At 71.7% G+C, this 24205-nt stretch carries 25 protein-coding genes and 1 tRNA gene; 18 read left to right on the top strand and 8 right to left on the bottom strand.

What is annotated here, in order from left to right:
* Positions 1 to 62 precede the first annotated feature (62 nt).
* Entirely contained in the window at positions 63 to 1520 is a 1458-nt protein-coding gene (locus tag OG500_RS02465; RefSeq protein ID WP_329575968.1) for a DUF2079 domain-containing protein, read from the top strand.
* 328 nt (positions 1521 to 1848) lie between these two features.
* On the opposite strand, the gene OG500_RS02460 is transcribed toward OG500_RS02465, so the two are convergent.
* Positions 1849 to 2229, bottom strand: a complete 381-nt coding sequence (locus OG500_RS02460) for a VOC family protein (protein WP_327064685.1) — start codon at positions 2227 to 2229, stop codon at positions 1849 to 1851.
* A 458-nt stretch (positions 2230 to 2687) separates the two neighbouring features.
* On the opposite strand from OG500_RS02460, the gene OG500_RS02455 reads away from it, so the two are divergent.
* Both OG500_RS02455 and OG500_RS02450 read left to right on the top strand, forming a co-directional pair.
* Positions 2688 to 3893: a cytochrome P450 gene (locus OG500_RS02455; protein WP_329575964.1), complete on the top strand. Its 1206-nt coding sequence runs from the start codon at positions 2688 to 2690 to the stop codon at positions 3891 to 3893.
* Positions 3894 to 3907: 14 nt separating this feature from the next.
* Positions 3908 to 5020, top strand: coding sequence for a type III polyketide synthase (locus OG500_RS02450; protein ID WP_329575961.1), 1113 nt, complete (start codon positions 3908 to 3910; stop codon positions 5018 to 5020).
* 57 nt (positions 5021 to 5077) lie between these two features.
* On the opposite strand, the gene OG500_RS02445 is transcribed toward OG500_RS02450, so the two are convergent.
* Positions 5078 to 6421, bottom strand: coding sequence for a hypothetical protein (locus OG500_RS02445; protein WP_329575958.1), 1344 nt, complete (start codon positions 6419 to 6421; stop codon positions 5078 to 5080).
* A 169-nt stretch (positions 6422 to 6590) separates the two neighbouring features.
* On the opposite strand from OG500_RS02445, the gene OG500_RS02440 reads away from it, so the two are divergent.
* The 4 genes from OG500_RS02440 to OG500_RS02425 all read left to right on the top strand — a co-directional run bounded on the left by OG500_RS02440 (position 6591) and on the right by OG500_RS02425 (position 10200).
* Complete coding sequence (locus OG500_RS02440) at positions 6591 to 7022, top strand: Rrf2 family transcriptional regulator (RefSeq protein WP_329575956.1); 432 nt, start codon at positions 6591 to 6593, stop codon at positions 7020 to 7022.
* Between the two features lie 86 nt (positions 7023 to 7108).
* A complete protein-coding gene (locus tag OG500_RS02435; protein WP_327064680.1) occupies positions 7109 to 7864 on the top strand; it encodes an SDR family NAD(P)-dependent oxidoreductase in 756 nt (251 codons plus the stop codon).
* A gap of 232 nt (positions 7865 to 8096) precedes the next feature.
* Positions 8097 to 9203, top strand: a complete 1107-nt coding sequence (locus OG500_RS02430) for a TerD family protein (RefSeq protein ID WP_329575952.1) — start codon at positions 8097 to 8099, stop codon at positions 9201 to 9203.
* A gap of 100 nt (positions 9204 to 9303) precedes the next feature.
* Complete coding sequence (locus OG500_RS02425) at positions 9304 to 10200, top strand: aminoglycoside phosphotransferase family protein (protein WP_329575949.1); 897 nt, start codon at positions 9304 to 9306, stop codon at positions 10198 to 10200.
* A 33-nt stretch (positions 10201 to 10233) separates the two neighbouring features.
* Here the strand turns inward: OG500_RS02425 and OG500_RS02420 are convergent, their stop codons facing one another.
* The 3 genes from OG500_RS02420 to OG500_RS02410 form a co-directional block, all read right to left on the bottom strand.
* Positions 10234 to 10731 carry a DinB family protein gene (locus OG500_RS02420; RefSeq protein ID WP_327064677.1) on the bottom strand — a complete coding sequence of 166 codons (498 nt, stop codon included), beginning with the start codon at positions 10729 to 10731 and terminating at the stop codon, positions 10234 to 10236.
* Positions 10732 to 10813: 82 nt separating this feature from the next.
* Positions 10814 to 11776, bottom strand: coding sequence for a phosphotransferase family protein (locus OG500_RS02415; protein WP_329575946.1), 963 nt, complete (start codon positions 11774 to 11776; stop codon positions 10814 to 10816).
* Positions 11777 to 11926: 150 nt separating this feature from the next.
* On the bottom strand, positions 11927 to 12511 hold the full coding sequence (locus tag OG500_RS02410) for a TetR/AcrR family transcriptional regulator (RefSeq protein WP_329575943.1): 585 nt from the start codon (positions 12509 to 12511) through the stop codon (positions 11927 to 11929).
* Positions 12512 to 12723: 212 nt separating this feature from the next.
* Between OG500_RS02410 and OG500_RS02405 the strand changes: the two genes are divergently transcribed.
* Positions 12724 to 13650 (top strand): alpha/beta hydrolase, encoded by a 927-nt coding sequence (locus tag OG500_RS02405; protein WP_329587364.1) that lies wholly within the window; start codon positions 12724 to 12726, stop codon positions 13648 to 13650.
* A 102-nt stretch (positions 13651 to 13752) separates the two neighbouring features.
* Here OG500_RS02405 and OG500_RS02400 read toward each other — a convergent pair whose 3' ends face one another.
* On the bottom strand, positions 13753 to 14217 hold the full coding sequence (locus OG500_RS02400) for a flavodoxin family protein (RefSeq protein ID WP_329575940.1): 465 nt from the start codon (positions 14215 to 14217) through the stop codon (positions 13753 to 13755).
* Between the two features lie 328 nt (positions 14218 to 14545).
* Entirely contained in the window at positions 14546 to 15250 is a 705-nt protein-coding gene (locus OG500_RS02395) for an alpha/beta fold hydrolase (RefSeq protein WP_329575937.1), read from the bottom strand.
* A 252-nt stretch (positions 15251 to 15502) separates the two neighbouring features.
* Here OG500_RS02395 and OG500_RS02390 point away from each other — a divergent pair, with 252 nt between their 5' ends.
* Positions 15503 to 16228: a helix-turn-helix transcriptional regulator gene (locus tag OG500_RS02390; protein ID WP_329575934.1), complete on the top strand. Its 726-nt coding sequence runs from the start codon at positions 15503 to 15505 to the stop codon at positions 16226 to 16228.
* Here the strand turns inward: OG500_RS02390 and OG500_RS02385 are convergent.
* Positions 16201 to 16920: an SDR family oxidoreductase gene (locus OG500_RS02385; RefSeq protein WP_329575930.1), complete on the bottom strand. Its 720-nt coding sequence runs from the start codon at positions 16918 to 16920 to the stop codon at positions 16201 to 16203. The genes OG500_RS02390 and OG500_RS02385 overlap by 28 nt on opposite strands.
* Positions 16921 to 17140: 220 nt before the next feature.
* Between OG500_RS02385 and OG500_RS02380 the strand changes: the two genes are divergently transcribed.
* From OG500_RS02380 to OG500_RS02340, 9 genes are all read left to right on the top strand, one after another.
* A complete protein-coding gene (locus OG500_RS02380; RefSeq protein WP_327071419.1) occupies positions 17141 to 18145 on the top strand; it encodes an Lrp/AsnC family transcriptional regulator in 1005 nt (334 codons plus the stop codon).
* 96 nt (positions 18146 to 18241) lie between these two features.
* Entirely contained in the window at positions 18242 to 18460 is a 219-nt protein-coding gene (locus OG500_RS02375; RefSeq protein WP_327064670.1) for a hypothetical protein, read from the top strand.
* Between the two features lie 79 nt (positions 18461 to 18539).
* Entirely contained in the window at positions 18540 to 18710 is a 171-nt protein-coding gene (locus OG500_RS02370) for a hypothetical protein (protein WP_329575923.1), read from the top strand.
* 449 nt (positions 18711 to 19159) lie between these two features.
* Complete coding sequence (locus tag OG500_RS02365; RefSeq protein ID WP_329575920.1) at positions 19160 to 20425, top strand: glycosyltransferase 87 family protein; 1266 nt, start codon at positions 19160 to 19162, stop codon at positions 20423 to 20425.
* A 267-nt stretch (positions 20426 to 20692) separates the two neighbouring features.
* Entirely contained in the window at positions 20693 to 21166 is a 474-nt protein-coding gene (locus tag OG500_RS02360) for a hypothetical protein (protein ID WP_329575915.1), read from the top strand.
* A 536-nt stretch (positions 21167 to 21702) separates the two neighbouring features.
* Positions 21703 to 21791: transfer RNA gene (locus OG500_RS02355), tRNA-Gln, on the top strand.
* 26 nt (positions 21792 to 21817) lie between these two features.
* Complete coding sequence (locus tag OG500_RS02350; RefSeq protein ID WP_329575914.1) at positions 21818 to 22792, top strand: hypothetical protein; 975 nt, start codon at positions 21818 to 21820, stop codon at positions 22790 to 22792.
* A complete protein-coding gene (locus OG500_RS02345) occupies positions 22735 to 23238 on the top strand; it encodes a hypothetical protein (RefSeq protein ID WP_329575912.1) in 504 nt (167 codons plus the stop codon). Before OG500_RS02350 ends, OG500_RS02345 begins: the two co-directional genes overlap by 58 nt.
* Positions 23239 to 23418: 180 nt before the next feature.
* Entirely contained in the window at positions 23419 to 24195 is a 777-nt protein-coding gene (locus OG500_RS02340; protein WP_327064665.1) for an oxidoreductase, read from the top strand.
* The last annotated feature ends 10 nt before the right edge of the window (positions 24196 to 24205 follow it).

The following is a 24205-nucleotide window of genomic DNA, read 5'->3' as shown; positions in this document are numbered from 1 at the left end:
TCGCTTAATCCTTCGCGCCCGATGGTGGGCACTCCCTTCGTCCCCGCCCGGCTGGAGTGCCCGTGTCCCTCGTCCTGTCCCGTCCGCGTCCGCACCGGCAGCGGGAACCCGCGCCGCCGAACGCCCCGACGAGCCGCAGGTACCGCAGCGGGGCCCCGTACCTGCTGGCCGCGCTCTTCTTCGCGGCCTACGCCGCGCTGTCCGTCACCAAGCACCTCCAGCTCCGCTCCACCGGCTACGACCTGGGCATCTTCGAGCAGGCCGTGCGGGCCTACAGCGAACTGCGCGCCCCCGTCTCGGAACTGAAGGGTGCGGGCGACAACCTGCTGGGCGACCACTTCCACCCGATCCTGGTCACCCTCGCCCCGTTCTACCGGCTCTTCCCGTCCCCGCTGACCCTGCTCATCGCCCAGGCCGCGCTCTTCGCGGTCTCCGTCGTGCCGGTGACCCGGCTGGCGATCCGCACCACCACACCCCTGCTCGGCGCCGGGATCGGCCTCGCCTACGGGCTGTCCTGGGGACTGCAGAAGGCTGTTGCCTTCGACTTCCACGAAATCGCCTTCGCGGTCCCGCTGCTGGCCTTCTGCCTGGAACGCCTGGCACGACGGCAGTGGCGCGCCGCCACCGCGTACGCGCTCCCGCTGGTCCTGGTCAAGGAGGATCTGCCGCTGACCGTGGTCGCGATCGGCCTGTACATCCTGCTGAACGGCCGCCGCAGGCTGGGGGCGGGGGTGGTGTGCTTCGGGATCCTGTCGGGGCTGCTGATCGTGCTGGTCCTCATCCCGGCCCTCAACCCCCATGGCCGGTACGACTACTTCGGCTCCGCCTCCCCGGACGCGGACGGCCCGCTCGCGCGGCTGCTGCTTCCGCAGGTGAAGGGCGAGACGCTGATCGCCCTGTTCGCCCCGACCGCGTTCCTGGCGCTGCGCTCGCCGCTGGTCCTGCTCGTGCTCCCCACGCTGGCCTGGCGGTTCTGGTCGACCAACCCGGCGTTCTGGGGGCAGGAGTTCCACTACAGCGCGGTCCTGATGCCGATCGTCTTCCTGGCCTTCGCGGACGCACTGGGCAGGCTGCGCGAGCGCCGGCTGGTGCAGCCGCGGCTGATCGGGAACGCGGTCGCGGTGAGCGTGGCCGTGAGCCTCCTTTCGGCCCCGGGCCTGCCGTTGAGCGATCTGACCGGTCCCGCCTGGAAGCCCAGCCCGTGGGCCGCCCCGGCCCGCGAGGTGATGGCCGCCGTCCCCGACGGCGCGCGGATCGCCGTCATCAACTTCCTGGCACCCCAGCTCACCGACCGTGCCACCGTCTACCGGTTCCCGACGGCCCTGGACAGCGGGACCAGGCCCGAGTGGCTGCTGGTCAGCGACCCTGCGCACGGCGGCATCCCCGTCTTCGCCTGGGAGATCTCCCGCCTGCCCCAACTGCCGTCGCTGGGCTACCGCCTGGTCAAGGAGTGCAGCGGCATCCAGCTCTACCGGCTCGCCGACGCCGCCGGACCGGGCCGGTCGGGGCTGGGCGCGTGACCGTTCGTCAGGGGCGGGTGTGCACGCCGATGCCGCCGGAGACGGTGAGGTTGTCGCCGGTGATGTAGCCGGCGGCAGTGCGGACGCGAAGGTCCGCGCAGTGATCGCGACGGCCTTCGCCTGCCTGGACGCCGCGTCGATGACCTGGGTCGACCAGGACGACCAGGGCGACATCATGGACCTGTACGACGAGTGCCTCGCTGCCGTGCGCGGCTGCTGAGGCGTGGAGCCGGTCGGCGGGAGTGGCCGGCGGCGGGTTCGTCCTGGTCGACGAACCCGCCGCCGATGAGCATCGGAGCGGTCGGAGCAGTCGGCGCGGGTTGAGCGGTCAGAGCGGGTTGAGGCGGGCCCTGAGCAGGCAGAACTCATTGCCCTCGGGGTCGACCAGGACGTGCCACTGCTCGTCCCCGGTCTGGCCGATCTCGGCCGGGCGCGCACCGAGCGCCAGGAGGCGTTCGAGCTCGGCGTCCTGGTCGCGGTCGGTGGGGTTGACGTCGATGTGCAGCCGGGACTTCCCCTTCTCCGGCTCGTCCCTGCGGCTGAGGAAGATCGTCGGCTGCGGACCGCCGAACCCTTCGCGCGGGCCGATCTCCATGGAGCCGTCGTCCTCGCGACCGAGGACGACGAAGTCCAGGACCTCGCACCAGAACCGCGCCAGCACCTCGGGTTCGCGGCAACCGAGGACGAGCTCACCGATACGACACGCCATGGAGAAACCTGCTCTCAGCCTGGGAACTGCCGGGCGCACCAACGCGAACTCGCAGGCTCCCCGGCACTGAAGACAATCCCTCGACCGTACCGAACGAGGCGAGCACGGGTGAAGCGATTTTCCGGACCGCCCGCCGGAGCGGTGACTCCGCCCGCCGTCGGAGCGGCCGGCCCGCACCTGCGACGGCACGGCGGCCCGGTCGGCAGACGCTATAAGGGTTCCGTGATCTTCCACATCGCTGCTCCGGCCGACTGGGCCGCCATGCCGCCACCGCCGTGCTGGACGTCGTGCGTGACGACGAAGGGCGGGCCCTGCAGCTGGTGCCGCGCGCCTGATGCCCTGAAGGAGTGACAGGAGGCCGACGGGCGCCATCGCTCGTCCGAGTGATCACGCGAGTCGGCGTCGTCCGGTCGCGATCGCCGTTCCCTCGAAGAGACCCGAAGAGAGAAGACCACGCAATGACCGTCGAGGACACGGTCCTCACGTGCCCGGTCCGGCACGACGAGGCCTTGGAGCCCGATCCCTTCCTGGCCCGGATGCGGGAGGAAGCACCTGTCGCGCGAGTCCGGATGCCGTACGGCGAAGGTGTCTGCTGGCTGGTCACCCGCTACGCGGACGTGCAGTTCGTGACCTCCGACCGGCGCTTCAGCCGTGCGGCGCTGGTGGGCAGGGACTTCCCGCGGATCACCCCGGCGCCCATCGCCCAGCCCGAGGCCATCAACCTCATGGACCCGCCGCAGCTCAACCGGGTGCGCAAGCTCGCCATCAAGGCGTTCACCACCCGGCAGGTGGAGGCGTTGCGGCCGTGGACCCAGCAGGCGGTGGACGGGCTGGTGGACGCGATGACCGAAGCCGCCGCCCCCGATGTCGTCGCGCACCTCGCCGAGCGGATCCCGCTGATGACGATCTGCCAGCTCATGGACGTGCCGGAAGCGGACCGTCCCCAACTGCGGCAGTGGGCGACGGCGATGATGTCGATGCGTCCGGCCGACCGGGCCGGCGCCGTCGACGCCAAGGCGAGCCTGCGGGCCTACTTCAGCGAGCTGACGCAGGAACGGCGACGCGCCCCGGGCGCCGACCTGATCAGCGCCCTGGCCACGGCGCGGGTGGGCGCGGACATGCTCGAGGACGGCGAACTCGCCGTCCTGGCCATGCTGCTGGTCGTCACCGGGCACGACACCACGACGTACGACATCGGCAACGTCGTCTACACCCTGCTGACCCACCCGGCTCAGTTGGAGCAGTTGCGTGCCGGTCCGGACCTCCTGCCGCAGGCGCTGGAGGAACTGCTGCGGTTCATTCCGTTCCGCCAGAGTGTCGGCATCCCCCGGGTGGCGCTGGAGGACGTCGAAGTCGGCGGAACGCTCATCAAGGCCGGCGACACCGTGCACGTCTCCTACCTGACGGCCAACCGTGACGGGCTGGTCTACGACCGCGCCGACGAGTTGGACTTCGACCGGCGTGAGCCGGTGGCCCACATGGCCTTCGGGTACGGCAGCCACCACTGCCTGGGCTCCCACCTCGCCCGCATGGTGCTCCAGCTCTCCGTCGGAACGCTCCTGCGCCGCTTCCCGGGGCTACGGCTGGCCGTCCCCGCCGACCAGGTGCGGTGGAACACCGTGTCGATCTGGCGCCACCCCCTCGCACTGCCTGTCACCTGGTAAGGAACCCGAACGACATGGCCACTCTCTGCCGGCCCGCCATCAGCCTCCCCGAGCACGTGATCACCTTAGAGCAGACCCTGGACCTGGCACGCAGCCTGCATGCCGGTCACCCCCAACTCGACCTCGCACTCCGGCTCATCTCCCGCACCGGTGTCGCGACCCGGCACCTGGTGCAGCCGATCGACGTCACCCTGAAGCACCCCGGCTTCACCGCTCGCAACGCGGTCTACGAGTCCGAGGCGAAGGCCCGGGTCCCCTCGACGGTGCGCCGGGCCCTGGCTCACGCCGAACTCGGGCCCGAGGACATCGACATGATCATCTATGTGTCGTGCACCGGCTTCATGATGCCCTCCCTCACCGCCTGGCTCATCAACACCATGGGGTTCAGGCCGCAGACCCGGCAGCTTCCGATCGCGCAGCTGGGCTGCGCCGCCGGCGGCGCAGCCGTCAACCGCGCCCACGACTTCTGCACCGCCTACCCGGAGTCGAACGTCCTCATCGTGGCCTGCGAGTTCTGCTCGCTGTGCTACCAGCCCGACGACCTCGCCGTGGGCAACCTGCTCTCGAACGGCCTCTTCGGCGACGCCGTCGCCGCGGTGGTGGTCCGCGCGGACGGAGGCACCGGGGTACGGCTGGAACACAACGGCTCCCACCTCGTCCCGCACACCGAGGAATGGATCTCCTACGCGGTCCGCGACACCGGCTTCCACTTCATGCTCGACAAGCGTGTTCCCCACTCGATGGAACACCTCGCGCCGGCCATGAACGCGATCGGCGCCTCCCACGGATGGGACGTCTCCGCACTGGACTTCTACCTCGTCCATGCAGGCGGCCCCCGCATTCTCGACGACCTGTCCACCCACCTCCGGCTGCCCGCCACGGTGTTCCGCTACAGCAGGGCCACCCTTACCGAACGGGGGAACATCGCCAGCGCGGTCATCTTCGACGCCCTGGACCGGCTCTTCGACGACGGCGGAGCCACGCCCGCCGCGCGCGGCGTCATCGCGGGCTTCGGCCCCGGCATCACGGCCGAGGTCACCCTCGGCAGCTGGACCGGCACCCAGCCCACCGGGCACGACCGGACACCCCGCCGCGAGCCCGCACTCCTGTCGGCGGGCCTCTTCTGAGGGTGCACGGTCTGCGCCGATCGGTGCGGCAGGAGCTCGCGCGGACGGCCCGTCAGGTCAGGTGAAGCGCGAGCTGCGCACCGGGCCCGAGGAGCGGATCCGGTCGCGCGGGCCGCTCGCCCACGAGCCGGCGGCGCGGGCGGCGAAGGCGGCCAGGACGTCGTCCGGGTCGGCCGGGGTCTGCCCGTCACCGTCGCTTGGGGCCGGCTCGGCCGTCAGGATCGCCTCGGCCAGCTCCTCGGCCGAGCGTTCGTCGGGCTCCGAGCGCTGCGCCTCGCCGTCCCCGGTGATCTGCAGGCCCGGCTCCCAGGGCGCGCTGACGCTCTGCACCAGCAGGGTGGAGACATCGGCGGTCACGCCGGGGGTCTCGGTCCAGCAGGTGGCGTGCTCGTAGAGGAGTTCGTCCGCCGCCCGCTCGCGCAGGTCGGCCACCACGACGGGGTCGCACGCGTTCAGGTCGTAGGCGACCACCAGCGCGCCGCGGCTGCCCGGCTGGTGCGGGGCGGCCGGGATGTCGAACAGGCGGGCCGCAGCCAGGCCGAGGGCCTGGCTGCCCCGGTCCGGCAGCAGGCCGATGGACGCGGGCTTGCGACCGGTGGCCTCCAGCACGGTCCGCAGCCGCTCCAGGCCGTACCGGCAGGAGTCGAAGTCGTCCTGCAGATAGGCCCAGCGACCCGTCATGCCCTGGCTGAAACCGTACGGCGAGAGCGTGGTGAGCAGCCCGCCGGTCAGCACGTAGTGCCAGCCGCGCAGGTCGTACTCGTCGGCCGGCGGGAGGGCGGCGGCCCGTTCGAGCATCCGCTCGACACGCTGGCCGGGCTCCACCCAGACTCCCTCGGGCGCACAGAGAGCGTCGAACACCTCGCGGGCGAGGGCGATCCGGCCGCTCATCAGGGCGTTGTAGACCGTCAGGTAGCGGTCCGGCCAGTCGCCCAGCAGGGCATCGTGCTCGCGCAGCACGGCCAAGGCCTCGGCGTGCCGTTCGCCGCGCTCCAGCGACGTCACCAGCTCCAGCACCACCTGGCGAGGGGGGACCGTCGGGTCGGGCTGCTGCTTGGACTTGCGACGGAACAGCCCGGTGCGCTGTGGTGCAGGCGCTGCGGGCGGCGCCAGGGTCAGCCGCAGCGCCTCCCGCATGGCGGGCACGGCCAGGGCGGGGACGCCGCGCTCGATGCAGGCGTAGCCGAACCGGTAGAGCCGGTCGGCCTCCCCGGGCCGGGCCACCAGTGCTGTCGAGGCCTCGGCGAGGTCCGTGAAACCGGCGCCCGCGGCCAACCTGGCCACCAGTGGAGCGATTTCGGCGGACGTGTGCTCGTCGGCGGCGAGCCGCAGCGTCCGCATCGACCCTTGCGGGTCGCCGGACTCGAAGAGCGCCAGGGCCTTGGACAGTTCGGTGGTCATGTGTCTCCGGTGATCGGGGGAGGTCGGTTCCTGAGCATGATCGCCGGTGCCCCGGCGACGGGGCAAACCGGTTTTGCCGGGAGCGCCGGTTGATCGGGGACCGGGGCGCCGCCCAGGAGGCAGATCCTGTCGTAACTGTTATGGTTACTTCAAGGAGGTGATGCAGCGCATGGGCGCCAACAGCAGACTGACGATCGCCGTACACGCTCTGACCTGGATCGGGCTCTACCAGCGCCGTGGCCACGAGGTCGCGACCTCGGAGCAGATCGCCACGAGCGTCAACACGAATCCCGTGGTGATCCGTCGTCTGCTGGCCGAACTGCGCAAGGCCGGTCTGGCCGATTCGCGCAGGGGTGCCGGTGCCGGCTGGACGCTGTCGCGGGATCTGTCGGCGATCACTCTGCTCGATGTCTACGAGGCGGTGGAGTCGGGGCCGATCTTCGCCCTGCACCGGTCCGTGCCGGACTCCGAGTGCGTCGTGGGCCACGGCATCGCACCCGCGATGACCGCCGTCTACGACGGGATCGAAGCCACGCTCCGCAGCGAACTGGCCCGAACCACCCTCGAAGACGTGCTGCGGGACGTACTGAGAACCGCCTAGCCCGACCGCTGTACTCCCCGGCCGCGGGGTCCTTCCTGCGGTCATAAATGTAACCAACATGGTTACGTCAAGGATCGGAGAATCCCATGGGACAGCTGGACAGCAAGACCGCCCTGGTGACCGGAGCCTCCACCGGCATCGGCCTGGCCATCGCCCGCCGGTTCGCCGCCGAAGGAGCGACCGTCTACCTGACCGGCCGCCGCAAGGCCGAACTGGACGCAGCCGTCGAGCAGATCGGCGACCGCGCCATCGGCATCCAGAGCGACGCGTCGAAGCTCGACGACCTGGACCGGCTCTTCGCCGAGATCGCCGAGCGCAGCGGCCGTCTCGACATCGTCGTCGCCAACGCCGGCCTCGGGGGCTTCGCCCCGCTCGGCGCGATCACCGAAGAGGAGTACGACCGGACCGCCTCCACCAACTTCAAGGGCACCGTCTTCACCGTCCAGAAGGCGCTCCCGCTGCTGTCGCCCGGAGCCTCGGTGATCCTGCTCTCCTCCAGCGCGGCCCTGCGCGGCGTCCCGGGCCTGGGCGTCTACGCCGCCACCAAGGCCGCGATCCGCAGCCTCGCCCGCACCTGGGCCGCTGAACTCGCCGGCCGCGGCATCCGCGTCAACGCCCTCACGCCTGGCCCTGTCGCCACCCCCGGCGGCGACGAGGTGCGGGCCGCGTTCCCGCAGAGCGATCAGGCCGCAGCACCCGGGGAGTCCACCGGACCGACCCCGCTCGGCCGCATCGGCCACCCCGACGAGGTCGCCGCCACCGCCCTCTACCTGGCCGGGGACCAGAGTTCCTTCACCACCGGCGCGGAACTGCTCGTCGACGGCGGCGCCACCCAGCTGTAGGCGGAGGGAGTGGGCGTCGCGGCGCCCTACGAGCACGTCGCCGACCTCTGAGCGGACCCGGAAGATCACGCGCCAGCCGTTCTTGTCGAAGGTCACCGTCCAGAGGTCGGCGAACGTGCCCAGTTCCTTGTAGCGGCCGGCGGCTGAGCCCCTCTCGGGAACCGTTCCAGCCCGTAGGGCGTTATCGCCGACGCAGACCGATGCACGCGCGAGGGCGCTGGAGGAGGAATTCATGGGCGTGGTCCTGACAAGGGGCGGCAACGTGTCCCTGGGCGAGGTGGCGCCCGGTCTGGGCACCGTGCTCGTGGGGCTGGGGTGGACCGCCCTCGACGGGTGCGAGCTCGATGCCAGCGCGCTGCTCTGCGACCAGGCGGGCAGGGCCAGCGACCAGAACTTCGTCTTCTTCAACAACCGGCGCAGCCCGGACGGTTCGGTGCGCCACCTCGGCGCTGCCCCGGCCGGGTCGGTGGACCGGGAGCAGATCGAGGTCGAGCTGGGTGCCGTCTCCGGCGAGGTGGAGAAGATCGCCTTCGCGGTCGCCATCTATGAGGCGGCGCAGCGTCGGCAGACCTTCGGTCAGGTCCGCAGCGCCCACATCCGGCTGACCGACCCTGCCACCGGCGCGGAGCTCGCCCGCTACGAGCTGCCGCAGGCGGGCTCCGGTGAGAGCGCGATGGTCTTCGGCGAGCTCTACCGCCACCGCGGCGGGTGGAAGTTCCGCGCGGTCGGCCAGGGCTACGCCTCGGGGCTGGCCGGGATCGCGGCCGACTTCGGCGTGCGGGTCCTCCAGCCGGCCGCCGCGCCGAGCACCCCTGCCCCGGCGCCCGCCGCGCCCGCGCCTGCCCCGGCGCCCGCGTACGTGCCTGCGCCCGCGCCCGCTCCGGTCCACGCGTCCGCCGCGGTGGCCTGCTTCTTCGATCCCGTGCACGGCGCCGGCAGCACGCGCGTCGTCTGGTCGCCGCAGTGGGGCGCCGCGCGCGAGGTCCACGCGTGCGGCGCCTGCGCGCAGCGGGTGCTGACCACGGCGCCGCCCTTCTACACCCCGCCCCAGCCGGTCGAAGCCGTCCACCCCCAGCCCGTCTACTCCCAGCCGGTCCAGCCCGCCTACCCGCAGCCCGTGCAGCCCGCCTACCCGCAGTCGGTCCAGCCCGGGTATCCGCCCGCCGGCGGCCACTCCCACCAGACCGGCCCGGACCAGGGCCGCCGGTTCGGCACCGGCGCACTGATCGGCGCGGGCGCGGCCGGCATCCTCGGCGGCATCCTGCTGGACGAGGCGCTGAGCGATGACGAGCCCGACGTGGTGGTCAACAACTACTACGAGGACGACGGCTTCTTCTAAGCGGAGCCGGCACAAGGCTCCGACGCGGCTTGAGGGTGCGCAGGAAGCGCTTGCTGTCGGGCAAGGCGGCCTCCGCCCAACTCGACTACTGTGGCTCGGCATGATCGAATCCGAGATCGAGATCAGCGAGGATCTGGTCCGCGACCTGCTTCGGGAACAGCATCCGGACCTGGCCGGGCTGCCCATCCGCGAAGTGGCGGGCGGCTGGGGCAACCAGATGTGGCGCCTCGGGAACGAGTTGGCCGTCCGGATGCAGCGGATGGACAAGAGCCCCGATCTGCAGCTCAAGGAGCGCCGGTGGCTGCCGACACTGGCGCCGCGCCTGCCGCTGCCGATTCCTGTCCCGCTACGGGACGGTGCGCCGTCCGAGCGCTTTCCCAAGATCTGGACCGTGATGACATGGGTTGACGGCACGCCGCTGGACCACGGCTCGATCACGTGCGGCGACCACGCGGCCGAGACGCTGGCGGGCTTCCTCAGGGCGCTGCACGTGGAGGCGCCCGCCGACGCACCGACCGCTTCGGACTTCGGCGCTCACCCCGAGCACTGCACGGACGGCTTCGAGCACTTCTTCCAGGCCGCTGCCCCTGCCGACCTCGCCGCCGAGATCCGTGCGGTCTGGGGAGAAGCGGTGGCGGCCCCGGGGTGGGAGGGCCCACCGGTGTGGGTGCACGGCGACCTGCATCCCGCGAACGTCGTCGTCGCGGACGGGACACTGGCAGGTGTCGTCGACTTCGGCGCACTCTTCGCCGGCGACCCCGCGTGGGACCTCGCGGCCGCCTGGCTGCTGCTCCCTGCGGGCGGCGCCGCACGGTTCTTCGACAGCTACGCGCAGGCGGACGAGGCGGCGGTGCGACGGGCGCGCGGGCTGGCCGCGATGAAGAGCCTGTTCCTGATGTCGATGGGCCGGGCCGGGGACCGTGGCCTGCCCGGCGGCAAGTCGAACTGGGGGCCCGCAGGCCGGTCCGCACTTGATCGTGTCCTGGCGGGCCCTTGACGTCGGCCTGGATCGACCGGGCCTGCTCACCTGTCAGGTGACGACCAAGCGCTGCCTGCCGTCGATGAGTTCGCGCACGGCGTCCAGATGGCCGGCGTGGGTGGCGGTCTCGGTGATCACGTGCAGGACGACCTCGCGCAGGTTGTCGTACCGCCAGTCGCCGAAGAACTCCGGCCACCAGCCCGGGGCCGCGTCCAGGTCGGCGCCGGTCAGGAAGGCGTCCGCGAGCTCGCATTCCCGGCGATAGAGGGCGAAGACCTCCTTGGCCGTCTTCTCCGGGGCGGGCTGCCACGCGTTCTCCTCGGACCCGAGGATCTCCTCGATCGCCGGCTTCTCCCCAGCCGCGACCGCGCGGAACCAGAACTTCTCGTCGTCCAGGGCAAGATGGTGCACCAGTCCGAGGCACGTCCAGCCGGACGGCAGCACCGGGCGCCGCAGCGCCTCCTCGTCCAGTCCCTCCAGGATGCTCAGGACATGCGTGCGCTTGCTGTTCAGGACGCCGAGCAGCGTGGTCAGTTCCGTGTCAGCCATGGGCCGGAACGTATCCTGCCGCACTGACACTGAGGACAGACGCAGCCCTCGGTCCGGTCCCGCGCCCCCGGACCGGCTCGGCTCAGGCCGGTGCGTCCATCAGGGCGGTGACATAGGCGTCCAGCCGCTCCTCCACGACTCGCGTCGTCAGCTCGGTCCTCCCTGCCTCCCGCCATGGCTGCGCCACCAACCGCACCTCCTCGGAGAACACCAGCCCGCTCCGCACCCGCCAGTACCGCCGCTCGTCCGCGGTCGCGGCCAGCACGCCGCCGGCCTCCTCGTACGCCGCGGCGAACCGCAGGCCCCACGCCGGGCCGTGCAGCAGTGCGAGGTTGGTGGAGCAGTGCGCCACATCGAGATCGGCCGGGCCCCAGGAGGTCTGTGCCCAGTCGACGACGCCGGTGATCCGGGCGGCTGCCGGGCTTGGCGGCGCCACGTCGAACAGCACGTTGCCGGGCTGGAAGTCCCGGTGCAGGAACCGTCCTGCACAGGGCGGTGCGGGCTCGCGGATCACCTCGATCGCCCCGGCCCATGCCACCGCATCGGCGCCGCTCGGCGTCACGACGGTGTCGGCGGTCGTCCGCGCCACGTACCGCCGGGGCCGCACGGCGGGTCGCAACGCGTGGATCGCCACGAGTTGACGGGCCAGCAACGGGACGCGCGTCTCCACTCCCTCATCGTCGAGGACGGTCCGGCCCGCCAGGTGGGTCATCAGGAGCGACGGGTACTCGCAGTGCGCGGCGGTCGGATCGGCCGCGACGAGCCCGGGTGCCGGCACGCCGGTGTCCGTGAGCAGGGTCAGGGCGCCGGCCTCCCTGGTCAGCCAGTCCTCGGCGTGCTCCACGGAGAACGGGTCGACGAAGGTCCGCAGCACCAGGTCACGGGTGTCTCCGTCCCGCGTGCCGATGGTCAGCCGCCGCATTTCGGCAGTGATGCCGCCGTGCAGCGCTTCGGTTCTGACGACCCGTTCGCCGGCCTCCAGGTGCCGGTTCACCCAAGCCAGCGTCAACGGTCGGACAGCCGCCGCCTCATCGTGGTTGGTCACCGTGCCACCTCATCATCCGGACGGCAGTACGCGCGACCGCTTTGCCGGGGGAGCGGTGCGCGACCCTACGGTGACCGCGGCGCCCCCCGGCTGGTGGATCAGCAGCGCGCAGGCCGGGCAGGTGGCGGCGTCGGTAACGACGATCCACCGTCAGGTCGGACCGGCGCGGTCGGTGAAGTGCGGCAGCACCATCGCGACCAGGGCGTCGACGTCGGCATCGACCATCGGTGCGCCGGTCATGCCCATCCGGTGGAGCAGGGTGCCGACGACGACGTCGATGAAGAACAGGACCCTGTCCGTCGGCTCGTCGAGCGCGTCCTGGAGGGCGAGGCGGTAGGGGTCCTGCAACCGTGTCGAGAGGATCTCGCGCAGGGCCGGGTCGCTGACGGCGTCGCTGAACACGCCCGCGAACGCGTCACCCACCCCGGGCTCGCCGATCGTCGCTGCGATCCAGCGGATGGTCGACTCCATGAGCTCGGCCTGGTCGGCGCCCTCCTTCAGCGGCACCGGGCCGAACGCGTCGAGGAGGCAGTCCACGATCAGTGCGCCCTTCGACGGCCAGCGGCGGTAGACCGTCGTCTTCGCGATGCCGGCCGCGGCGGCGATCCGCTCGACCGTGGCGCGCGCGTAGCCGAGTTCGCGGACCGTGCTCAGCGTGGCGCTGAAGACCTCGGCGTCGACGCCGGTGCGCGGGCGTCCCGGCGGCCGGGCGGAAGAAGCAGGCGGTCGGGTCATTCCCTCAGCATAGCTAGTTCCGCTACCTTAGGTATCGATACCTGAGGTAGCGAAACCATGCGGGTGAAAACCATGCGAGCGAAAACCATGCGGGTGAAATCCGTGCGGGTGAAGGGGAAGACATGAACGGGGACAGCACCACACGGCAGCCGTCGGCGGGCAGCAGCGGGTTGCGGCAGCAGGCGTTGGGGGGCGAGCCGGACTGGCCGGCGATGACCGCCGAGGAACTGGCCGCCTACAGCGCGAGGGAGAACCACCGGCGGGCCTCGCCCGCGATGCGGGCGATCACCGGGATGCCGGATCCCGGCGCCGCGATCGACTGGCAGGTGCTGGCGCTGCCCGGCCGCCGTCTGCCGGTCCGGGTCCACCGGCCGGTGCGCGCACCCGGCGCCGGTGGCGACGACCGGGCGACGGCCCTGCCCCTCGTGCTCCACGTCCACGGCGGCGGGTTCGTGGGGACGGCGGTGCAGAGCGACTGGGTCAACAGCCATCTCGCCGCCAGGCTGCCGGCTCTCGTCGTCTCGGTCGAGCACCGCCTGCTCGCCCCAGGCACTGCGCTGTCGGCCGCCGCCGACGACGGCTGGGACGCGCTCGACCACCTGGTGCGACACGCCGCCGACTGGGGCATCGACCCGGCGCGCATCGCCGTCTTCGGCGAGAGCTGCGGCGGGTTGATCACCGCCCTGGCCGCCATCCGCGCCGAACGGGCCGGCCTGCGGCTGCGCGCGCAGGTACTGGTCAACCCCCTCACCGACGTGACCGGGACGATGTTCGACCACCCCTCGGTCACCCGGCATGCCGACAGCCCGACCTTGACCCTGCCCCAACTGCGGCTGCTCGAACGGCTCGCCGTCCCCGCGGGAACCGATCCGCGTGCGCTGTCGCCGCTGTACGCCGGCGATCTCAGCGGGCTCGCCCCGGCGCTGGTGGTGGTGCCGACCCACGACCCGTTGGCCGATCACGGCCGCCGCTACGCCGAGCGCCTGCGCGGCGCCGGGACGCCCGCGCGGCTGACCGAGTACCCCGAGGCCACGCACGCCTTCCTCAGCATGCCGGCCGTGGTGCCGCAGGCCGAGGCGGCCCGGGCGGAGATCACCGGGTTCCTCCGCGACGCCCTCGCGCTCCCCGGTGGCCACTGACCACGTGCGTGCGACAGGCGGGCCGCGGCGCCCGCGGGCGAGCCGCGGCCCGGACCGGGCTCCCGCTCGTGCCGCCCTCGCGGCACGACCGACCCCGACGGACTACCGGAGCCGACCGCTCAGCCCTTGGGCGAAGGCCTGAGCGGTCGCCAGGTCGCCGGTGTCGGGCCGCGTCCTGTTGATGCCGCCGACGAGCTTGAACGGAAGCCAGGTGTCGAAGCCGCGGCACGAGAAGACGTCACCCACCTCGAAGCCCTTCTGCTCGAGAAGCCCGACGAGGGGGCGGGAGAAGGGCCGCCACCGCGGTTCGGGCAGTCCGCTGGTGGCGAAGACGAACGCCCTGCGTCGTTCCCCCTCCGGGAGTGAGCGGACGAACTGGAGCAGCCGCGGGTGGAACTTCCCCGAGAAGATGCCCGAGCCGAATCCCACCAGGTCACAGGCGGAGAGCTCGGCCGGATCGAGCTGCTCGGGCTCCACGACCGGGGCCGACAGGACCCGGCCCATGACATCGGCGATCCGCTTCGTGTTCCCGTGCGACACGGAGGCGCACACGATGACGGCCTTCATGATGATTCCCCTTCCACCGCAGAACTCCTTCAAGGCGCCGGTGGGATCGGGCCACGCCCCGGACCACTCACCGGAACGCGCCACGCTCACCGGCTGCGGCGCGGCATCGCGCCGCGGTCGCACCTGAGGAGTGGACCGGACACCGCCGACGGATGTGACATCGCCGCCTGTGACACCGGTCACCCCGCCCGGGGTCGGTGCTGATGGACCGTCAGGGGTGCTTCTCCCACGGGGCCGCCCGCGATCGGGTCCGGAAACCAGGCCCGGGTACGTCGCGGACGGGGGCGGGGCGGGGCGGCGGCAGTGGCCGGTGGCGTACCACGCCGTGTCAGGTGCCGTCCGGCAGCTCGTGGTCGGCCCGGACCCGGCGGTCCAGCAGGAGTGCGGCGACCGCCTCCGGGGCCTCGTGCATGGCGTCGTGGCCGGTGGGGAGGTCGTGGACCTGCCACTCGGGATCGGCTTGGAGCCGGGTGCGGAGGTCGGCGAACGGTGTCCGGTCCTCCCAGCCCGAGCAGTAGACGAACTCCCGGCGGGGGACCTGGTCGAACGCGCCGGTGAGCCGGACCGTCTGCAGGAACGCGGCGAGCGGATGGGGACGGCGGCGCGGATCGCCGACGCCCGGCGGTCGCACGGCGTAGCCGGTGGCCGCGGCGCCGGTCGCGAACACCTCCCGGAAGTGCTCGTTCGTCGACGACCAGCACGACTCGCCATCGCGCGGGACGTAGGCGTCGAGGTGCACCAGTCGTGAGATCCGGCCGCCGGCGCGGTCGGCGGCGGCGGTGATCACCATCCCGGCGTAGCTGTGGCCGACCAGTGTCACGTTGTCGAGGTGGTGGCGATCGAGGTGCCGCAGGACGTCCTCGGCGTGTGTGTCGAGATTGGCGGCCGCCACCGCCGCGTTGTCGTCGTCCGGCCGCAGACCGGTCAGGGTCAGGGCGTGAACGGTGTGACCGGCACGCTCCAGCAGCGGGACCACCGCCTCGAACGACCAGGACCCCTTCCAAGCACCGGGCACGAGGACGAACGTCGCCATGGGCCTCTCCTTCTCTCTCGAGCCGCGGCATCGAGGCACGCTGCCTCGATGCCCGGTGGCCCGGTCGGGCGCTCTGCGCGACCGGGAACCACTTCGTATGCAGGTAGTGTCACCGGACCACGGTGTGGCTCGTTACCGATAGGACGCCAACTGATGCCCGTTCACGGCCAACCTCGCCGGACCACTGATGCGACGTCACAGGTGTGGCCGTCCGCCGGGCGCCACCTCTGGCCGTCCGGCGGAACGAGCGCGGTGCAGTCGCACGCACAGGGGCACCTGGTGTACGCGGCCAGCGGCGTCCTGGCGGTCCACACCGAGCGCGGCACGTCGGTCGTTCCCGCCAACCGGGTCGCCTGGACCCCCGCCGCGTTCACGCACCACCACCGCGCCCACGGCGACACCGACATGCGGATCGTCTTCCTCGCGCCGTCCCTCGCCCGGCTCATACCGGCACATCCCGCCGTGTTCCTGGCCTCCGGCCTCGCCCGCGAGGTCCTGCTCGCCCTGACCAGCCCCGGCAACCACGAGGACGCCGCGCCCGGCCACAGCCGCGCCGCGCGCGCCCGCCTGCTGCGCGTCCTCGTCGATGAACTCCGCGAAGCACCCGAACAGCCGCTGCACCTGCCGGAGCCACAGGACGACCGACTGCGAGCCATTGCCCGGATCCTGCACGAGACGCCGGCGGAGGGTGCCACGCTGGCCGAGCTCGGGAAGACGATCGGAGCCAGCACCCGCACCCTCAGCCGACTGTTCCGCAGCGAACTCGGCATGACGTTCTACGAGTGGCGCACGCAGCTGCGCATCTGCCACGCGCTCGTGCTCCTCGCCGACGGCCACGACACCACCCGGACCGCCTACGCCTGCGGCTGGGCCAACCCCAGCAGCTTCATCGCAGCGTTCACCGACGTCATCGGAACGACCCCCGGCCGGTACCGCATCGACTCGCGCGGCTACCAGGGAACGGTCCGGCCCTGGTAGTCGAGGAACTGCACGCCGGGCGTGCCGCACTGGGCGAGCATGACGTTCACCAGGCGGGGGATGCTGTCCTCGATGCCGAGCGGGGCCTCGGCGCCTCCCAGGTCCGTGCGGACCCAGCCGGGCGCCATGACCAGCAGCGTGCGGGCCCGTTCGGGCTGGCGGACGGCGAAGCTCCGCATGAACTGGTTCAAGGCCGCCTTGCTGCCGCGGTAGACCTCCCGCAGCCCCGTCGCGTTGTTGGCGATGCTGCCCTGCCCGGACGACATCGCACCGATCAGGCCGGTCGGGGTCACGAGGTCCTGCAGCGCTTCGATGACGCGCATCGGGCTCAGCGCGTTGGTGAGCATGACGTCGTTGAACTCCTCGGTCGTCACCTCGCCGATGGGGATGTGCTCGTCCCGTGTGGTGATTCCCGCGTTGACGAACAGGACGTCCAGCGCACGGCCGTCCAGGCGCCTGCGCAGCGCCGCGACCTGCTCCGGCTCGTTGATGTCCGCCGTCTCGATCTCCACCCTGCCGCCGGCGGTCCCGGCGAGATCGTGGAGCCTGGTTCGCGGGCTGCCCGGTCGGACGGTGCCGATCACCTGCCATCCCTTGGCGAGGAACTGCTCGGCGATGGCATGGCCCAAGCCGCGTCCGGCGGCAACGATCAGGACGGTGGGGGGCGTTTGGTTCGGGGTGGGAGCAGACACAGGCCGGAGTCCTTCACTGGTTCGTCGGTTCGCCGCCGCTCAGCGGGCGGGGGCACCGGAGCCGAGCCTGCTCGGCCCGCGACTCCGGGCTGCTTTCGTCGTACTCCTGCAAGCCTCGGCCACGCGCCGTGCAGAACGGCCTGGAAGCGGTCCTCTCTGTAGCATTGCCACCATGTCGCGTCCCGAAATCGTTGATTCCGACGTTCTGGAACCAGATGACGTGCGAATCCTCCGCAGTCTGCAGATCGATCCACGGGTCGCCTTCGCGACCGTGGCGACGGTCCTCGGGATCTCCGAGCCGACCGTCGCCCGCCGGTACCGCCGCCTGCGGCGCGCGGGGATGATCCGGGTGATCGGCGTCGTCGATCCGGGAGCGCTCGGGCAGAGCCGCTGGATGGTGCGCCTGCGCTGCCGGCCCGGCAGCGCCGCGGCCATCGCCGAGGCACTCGCCCAACGCGACGACGTCAGCTGGGTCGCCCTGAACGCCGCCGGCTCCGAGGTCACCTTCGCCGTGCGCTCGCGATCCCAGGAACAACGCGACGACCTGCTCGGCCGCCGGCTTCCCCGCACCGCCGCGGTGCTCGACCTGCAGGCATCGGTGATCCTCCGTCAGTTCGTCGGCGGACGCGGGCACTACTGGGCCGCACTCGCCGGAGCCCTGACCCCCGAGCAGGAGCGCGCCCTGGGCGCCGGCGGCAACCCGTTCACCGAACGGCCGGTCGTACGCAGTCAGCCGTCGCAGCTCAGCGCCCAGGACGAGAAGCTGCTCACGGCCCTCGCCGCGGACGGCCGGGCCAGCCTCGTCGACCTCGCCGCTGCGGCCGAGCTCACCCCGGGCCGGGTGTCACGACGGCTGCAGGCGCTGGTCGCCGGCGGGGTGGTCCACATCGACGTGGAGATCGCACCGGTCGCGCTGGGATACCGGGCCCGGGCGAACCTGTGGCTGCGAGCCCACCCGGGCAGGATCAAGGAGGTCGGGCGGACGATGGCGCAGATGCCCGAGGTGGGCTTCGCCGCCGCGGTGTCCGGACCGTACAACCTCCACGCCGTCGTCCAGTGCCGCGATCTGGACGAGCTGTTCGAGTTCACCACCGACCGCGTCGGCACGCTGCCCGGTGTCGAAGGCATGGAGATCAGTCCCGTCTTTCGCCAGGTCAAGCAGGCCGGAACCCGCGTCGACGGCGACCGCCTGTCCGACCCGCCGAGCGAGCACGGCCCCCGCTGACCCGCCGGCTCGGCGACTGCGCGTCGACGTCACCCCGAGCGGGCGGCGCCGATACGGTGGCGACGCATCACCACCGCGAGCAGCGAGGAGCGTTACATGCCTGTCGACCCGAGCGACCCGGACGTCTTCCAGGAGGACGACGACGCGGCGGAGCTCCCCCAGGAGACGCCCGAGGCGGATGCCGCCGAGCAGCACACCGACCTCCGCCAGGACAGCGACGACCCACTCACGCGCATCGATCCGGACGCGGCCAACGAGGCCGACGCCGCCGAGCAGGCCCGGGTCGTCGAGCTGGACGAGGACGACTACAGGTAGCCGTCGCCCGACCCACGGGCGCGACCCGTGGGCCTCGCGCCCGCGCCCGGCGGTTCAAGGCCCGGGGGAGGCCGCGACGGTGCGACACGCGGTGGCCGCCGAGACGGGGAAGACCAGGCCGTTGGTGCTGCGCGGAGTGTCAACTGCGATGAAGCCCAGGAGCTTTCCGGCGGTGCTGGTGACCCGCCAGGACGTCATCTGCGAGCCCGAGGCCCCGCACGCGGCATGGACCGGATACCGCTCGCCGTGACCTCGGGGACGCCCTTTCGGGGTGCTGTGGTTGCGTTGTTCTCGGGTTCTTCCCCGCGCTCGTGGAAATCGCACTCCGGGGCTCGACAACCAAGCAGAGACCGGCGATCCTGCGTGCGCCGGCGGTGCCCTTTCGGCCCCTGTTTGCGACGCCGAGGGTACCGGCGGGCAGGGGAATCCATGCCTCGGGCGGCGCCGGTGGCCCAGCCGTCGTCACGCGTGTGACCTGCATGGTTGGCGGCGACCATCGCGAAGTGCCCTGGGATGACCGGCCGTCCGGGCGGTGCGTCAGCGTGACCGTCGGGGTGAGCCGAGCCGTGATCGGTCGTTCAAGGGTCGGTTATCGTGAACGGACCCAGACGCCGATGACGGAAACGATCTGGCCTATCTCAACGGGGTGTCATCGCGGTGCGTGAGTTCGTTCCGAAACGGTGGGCACGGCAGGCAGTTGTGGACGAACGTATCGACACCTCCAGGCCCGCACCCGCCGGATCGGCACCGTGGACCGTGGCAGCGGCCTGCATCGCGGTGGTGTTGCTCGCGGCGTTCGCCGTCGTGCGTCACCTCCACGGCTCGACCATGATCGACATGCTCGTCTACCGGGCCGAGGGCGCCGCAGTCGTGCACGGTGAGGACCTGTACGCCATGCGCGAGTGGGACCTGCCGGCCACCTACCCGCCCTTCGCCGCGATGCTCTTCGTGCCGAGCTTCTGGTTCGACGTGAGCACGCTGCGGGTTCTGGTGGTGCTCCTCAACATCGGCCTGCTCGCCCTGGCCGTCCACCTCTCCCTCCGCCTGATCGGGTGGCCCCGGGCGCGTCACCGTCCGGCCGCCGTCCTGCTCGCGACGGGCCTCGGTGTCTGGCTGGAACCGGTGTACACCACCTTCCAGTACGGCCAGGTCAACCTCGCCATCCTCTGCCTGGTCCTGTGGGACCTGACCCGGCCGGACCGGAACCGGTTCAAGGGTGTGGGCATCGGTCTGGCCACCGCTATCAAGATCACCCCGGGCCTGTTCGCCGTCTACCTCCTCCTCACCGGCCGCATCCGAGCCGCGCTGGTCTCCGCAGGAACGTTCCTGGCGGCCGGTCTGATCGGCTGGCTCGTGCTGCCCGACGCCTCCTTCGGCTTCTGGACCAGGTACCTGTGGGACCCGAGCCGGGTGGGCGTCACGGTCCTGATGGACAACCAGTCCCTCCGGGGCGCCGTCTGCCGCCTCCTCGACGTCAACGACCCGGGCCTGATCGGGCTCGCCACCTGCGCGCTCGTCGGGGCACTCGGCCTCACGGTGGCCGTCCTGGCCGGCCGCTCCACCCGGTTCCTGCGCCGGGCCGACGCATGGGGCGCCGTCTGTACCGCGTTCACCGCGCTGCTGGTCTCGCCGATCAGCTGGACCCACCACTGGGTCTGGTGCATCCCTCTCATCGCGCTGCTGGCCGTGGAGGCCAGGACCACGGCGCGCCGGTTGCTGCTCGGCACCACGCTGGTGGTGTTCTTCTGCCACGCCATGTGGACAGCCCCCCACCGCTGGGGGCGCGGCGTCGCCTGGTACTGGCAGCTGCCCGGCTCGATCTACCCGCCCCTGGGCATCGCCGTCCTCGCCGTCGTGGGGCTGCGCCTGTACCGCGCACAGCGCCCGGGCGACAACGGCGCAGGGGGAGACCGCGGCCTCCTGGCCAGGACCGATCACGATGCCGCCCTGACACACCAGCGCTGATACGACCACCCGAACGGGCCTGCCGAAAAAGTACGTTGAGCCCGTGCTGCCCGGCGGACAGACCTCCTCTTCCGCAGTCCCGCCGACCTGCTCACCGCCCCGCAGCCGACCGACTCGGCTCACTCGATTGGGTGAACCGCCTGCGCGAGGCCTGTTGTACGTGGACGAATCCTGCTCTTCTGATGCTGCTCCCGAAGCAAGGGAGTTCACAGGGAAGGGGAAGTCATGCGTCGGAGCGTGCGGGCGGCAGGGCGTAGGTCGATCGTCGTGGCGGTTCTGAGTGCTGCTGTGCTGACGGTCTCCCAAGGGGCGGCGTCTGCAGACAACATCGGCTGGTCGTTCAGTACTGATTCCCCGGTTGCAGCGGGGAGCAAATTCCTCTTCAAGCCGCAGGCCTTCTGCGATGTGCCGAGTTGCGATTACAGCAGCTCCTGGGGCCTCACCTTCCAGGCGGTGAACGGCAGCCAGTTCCTCAACGATGTCGGGTCGTCCTTCGCGTTGGTGCAGGGCAGCACGGGTGGCGAGGTGGGGACGTGTACGGTGGCCGACGCCACCGACGTCATGTGCCAGCCCAGCGCCGACGGCTCGATCGCCTACAACGACGATCTGACCCTCGACCAAGGCATCGCTGTCCTGGCGGCCGCTGAGTCGTGCACGCCGGTCGTCCAGGGTTCCTGGTACGGCGAGGACAGTCCCGATGCCACTTTGGAGGTCACTACCCTTGGTAACTGCGACAGTTGATGCTGGCTCCTGATGAGCACTCAGCCCCGGCGCAGACCTCTCGGAGCCCGTGCCGGGGCGAAGTGGCTCCGGCTACGAAGAAGGTGCTGACCGGGGGCCTTCTCTCGTTTCAGGACCCGTCCACCCCGGGCTGCTCGTGCCTCTCCTCCTTCGGTCCGGACCGAAGGGAGCGATGCAGGCCTCGGGGCGTTGATGGCTGATAATCCTGGGGTGACCCGACCCAGAATCCGTTGAAACAACCGCTGGCCGATGATCAGGATGCCTGGCTGGGCCGTATCGACCCGCGCTGGGCCACCGTCAGGGGTCGGCCGTCGGTCGGGTATGCGAGGGCGTGGGCATGGTGATCGCGATGGCGGGGCTGCCCGGTGCGGGGAAGAGCTCGGTCGCCGAGGCGTTGGGGTTCCTGGCCACCGCGTAGCGGCGGTGAGCACACGCCGTCAGGCGGGAGTCAGCGCCGGGTCAGGGCGGCGGTGCATCGTTGGTGTCACAGGGAACGGGCCGCGGCGAGCGAGGCAGCCGGAGCGGGTCGGTCCCGGGGAGAGGTGCCCGGAGTGGTTGATCGGGGGCCGGGGCTCTGGTCCCGGTCGGGCGCAAGCCCACGCAGGTTCGAATCCTGCCTTCTCCGCCCCCCGCTCGGACCTGCCCGGCGGCGTGCAGGGCGCAAGGACGGGCCGGGCGGACGGCCGCCACCCGCACAGCCCCGTCCGGCTGGTCGCGGTGCTCGGAGCGCCCGACTCCCTCCCCGACGCCGTGGTCGACGAGCAGACCACGGTGGCGGGCGCCTATGCGATGGCGCAGTTCACCGAGGACGGCCGGATCGGCGGCAACCCGATCGGGGTGCGCGACGCCGCCGCCGTCTCGCACAACCTGGCCGATGTCCGCACCGGCGGGGTGGCGCCCCTGCTGGCGGCTGCACCCAACGGGGACCAGACGTCGACCCTGCCGACGTTCAATGCGCTGGCGAATGCCCTGGCCGGCTGCGTCGGCGGCCCGACCTGCGACGAGCTGTTGGCTGCGGCGGCGCGGCCGGGCCGTCCGGCGCCCACCGACACCTTCCAGGCGCTGGTGGAGATCGCCAGGGCGCCGGGGGTGAACGTGCCGCAGCTGTTCGCGCTCGCCGCCGTCCGGCCGCTCTTCGCGCCCGCGCTGGGCGCCGCGCCGACGGCCTGGACCCTGGCGCTGCGCTACCAGGGCAACGGCCGTGAGCTGGACGGCCCGGGCAACATCGCCTTCGACGCGCAGGGCGACGCCTGGGTGGTCAACAACTACCGCTTCGACCCGGACCCCCACCAGGCGGTCTGCGGCGGACGGGCGCTGCTGCGCTTCACCCCCGACGGCCGTACGGTGCCCGGCTCCCCGTACCGGGGCGGCGGTGTGTACGGCGCGGGCTTCGGTGTGGCGATCGACCCGACCGGCGACGTGTGGGCCGGCAACTTCGGCTTCCAGGGCCGTGGTTGCCCGCTGGACCCGTCCCCGCTCTACCGCAGCGTCTCGCAGTTCACCCCGGACGGTGCACCGTCTCGCCGCGCACCGGTTGGCAGGTGGGCGGGATCGTCCAGCCGCAGGGCATGGCCACCGACCACGACGGCACGGTCTGGGTCGCCAACTGCGGCGGGCGCAGCGTGACCCGCATCCCGCACGGCGACCCGGCCCGCGCGCAGCAGCTCACGGCGGGCGGTGCGCTGGTCAAGCCGTTCGGCATCACGGTGGACGCCGGCGGGCGGGTCTGGGCGAGCGGCAACGGCAGCGACTCCGTGGTCGCGCTGAACCCCGACGGCAGCCCGGACCGGGTGGTCACCGGCGGCGGGCTGGACAAGCCGATGGGCGTGGCCGCCTGCCCGCCGGGCGTGCACACCGGCGAGCCGATCTCACCCGCGGACACCGGTTACACCAGCGACGCCCTGGTGCGGAACACCGGCGTGCAGGTCGACCCCTCCGGCAACGTCTGGCTCACCAACAACTGGCAGACGGTGCCGCTCCAGACCAACCCCGGCGGCCATGAACTCGTGGTCTTCGTCGGCCTCGCCGCCCCGGTGCGCACCCCGCTGATCGGCGCGCCCCAGCGGCCGTGACCCTGGCACCCCGCGGCTCCCGTGGCACCCCGAGGCACTCCGCCATAGGGGACGCCTATACCCGCTGCTGACATTTCGTCTTTGCCGCGCGTTCTCCTCCGGACCTACCGTGGAATCCGTTCGACGAGGTGCTCTCTTTCCGTCGAGCGGACCAATACATCATCGAGGGGAATCAGTGGCATGACCACAAGGGCGAATGCATCGGGAACGCAGGAACTCGCGGGAAAGCGGGCCCTGGTCACGGGCGGTACCCGCGGAATCGGCGCGGCCGTCGTGCGCCAGCTCCTGGCAGCGGGCGCCGAGGTGCTCACCACCGCCAGGTCGGCGACGGGAGCGGTGCCGCAGGGGGCCTCCTTCGTGGCGGCCGACGTGCGGACCCGGGCCGGGGCGCAGGCGCTCGCCACGGCTGCGCAGCAGGTGCTCGGCGGGGTGGACGTGCTGGTCCACAACGCGGGCGGGGCGCGCCCGCACAAGGACGCCTCGGCCATTCCCGACGAGGAGTGGCAGGACGCGCTGGACCTGAACTACCTGGCGTCGGTGCGGCTGGACGCGCTGCTGGCACCGGGGATGCGGGAGCGGCGGTCGGGGGTGATCGTGCACGTCTCCACGGCCGCGGTCGCCACGCCCATCGGACAGTTCCTGCACTACACGGCCGCGAAGGCGGCGCTGGAGAACTACAGCCGGGGACTGGCCCTGGAGCTGGCCCCGTTCGGGGTCCGGGTCAACACCGTGACCCCCGGCAGGGTCGCCACTCCCGGCGGCGAGGCCACCCGGGAGCAGTGGGCGAGCCTGGACGCGGCGCCGAGCCGGACCAACGCCGGTGACACCGCACCGCTGGGGCGCGACGGTCAGCCCGACGACATCGCCAACGCGGTGCTGTTCCTCGCCTCCGACCGGGCGAACTGGCTGACCGGGAGCAAGCTCGTCGTGGACGGCGGTGAATTCCCCAGGGGCTGACGCCGGCGGA

Source organism: Kitasatospora sp. NBC_01250 (genome assembly GCF_036226465.1).
In the GTDB taxonomy this organism is placed as follows: domain Bacteria; phylum Actinomycetota; class Actinomycetes; order Streptomycetales; family Streptomycetaceae; genus Kitasatospora.
This window is presented reverse-complemented; position numbering and strand designations above follow the sequence as displayed.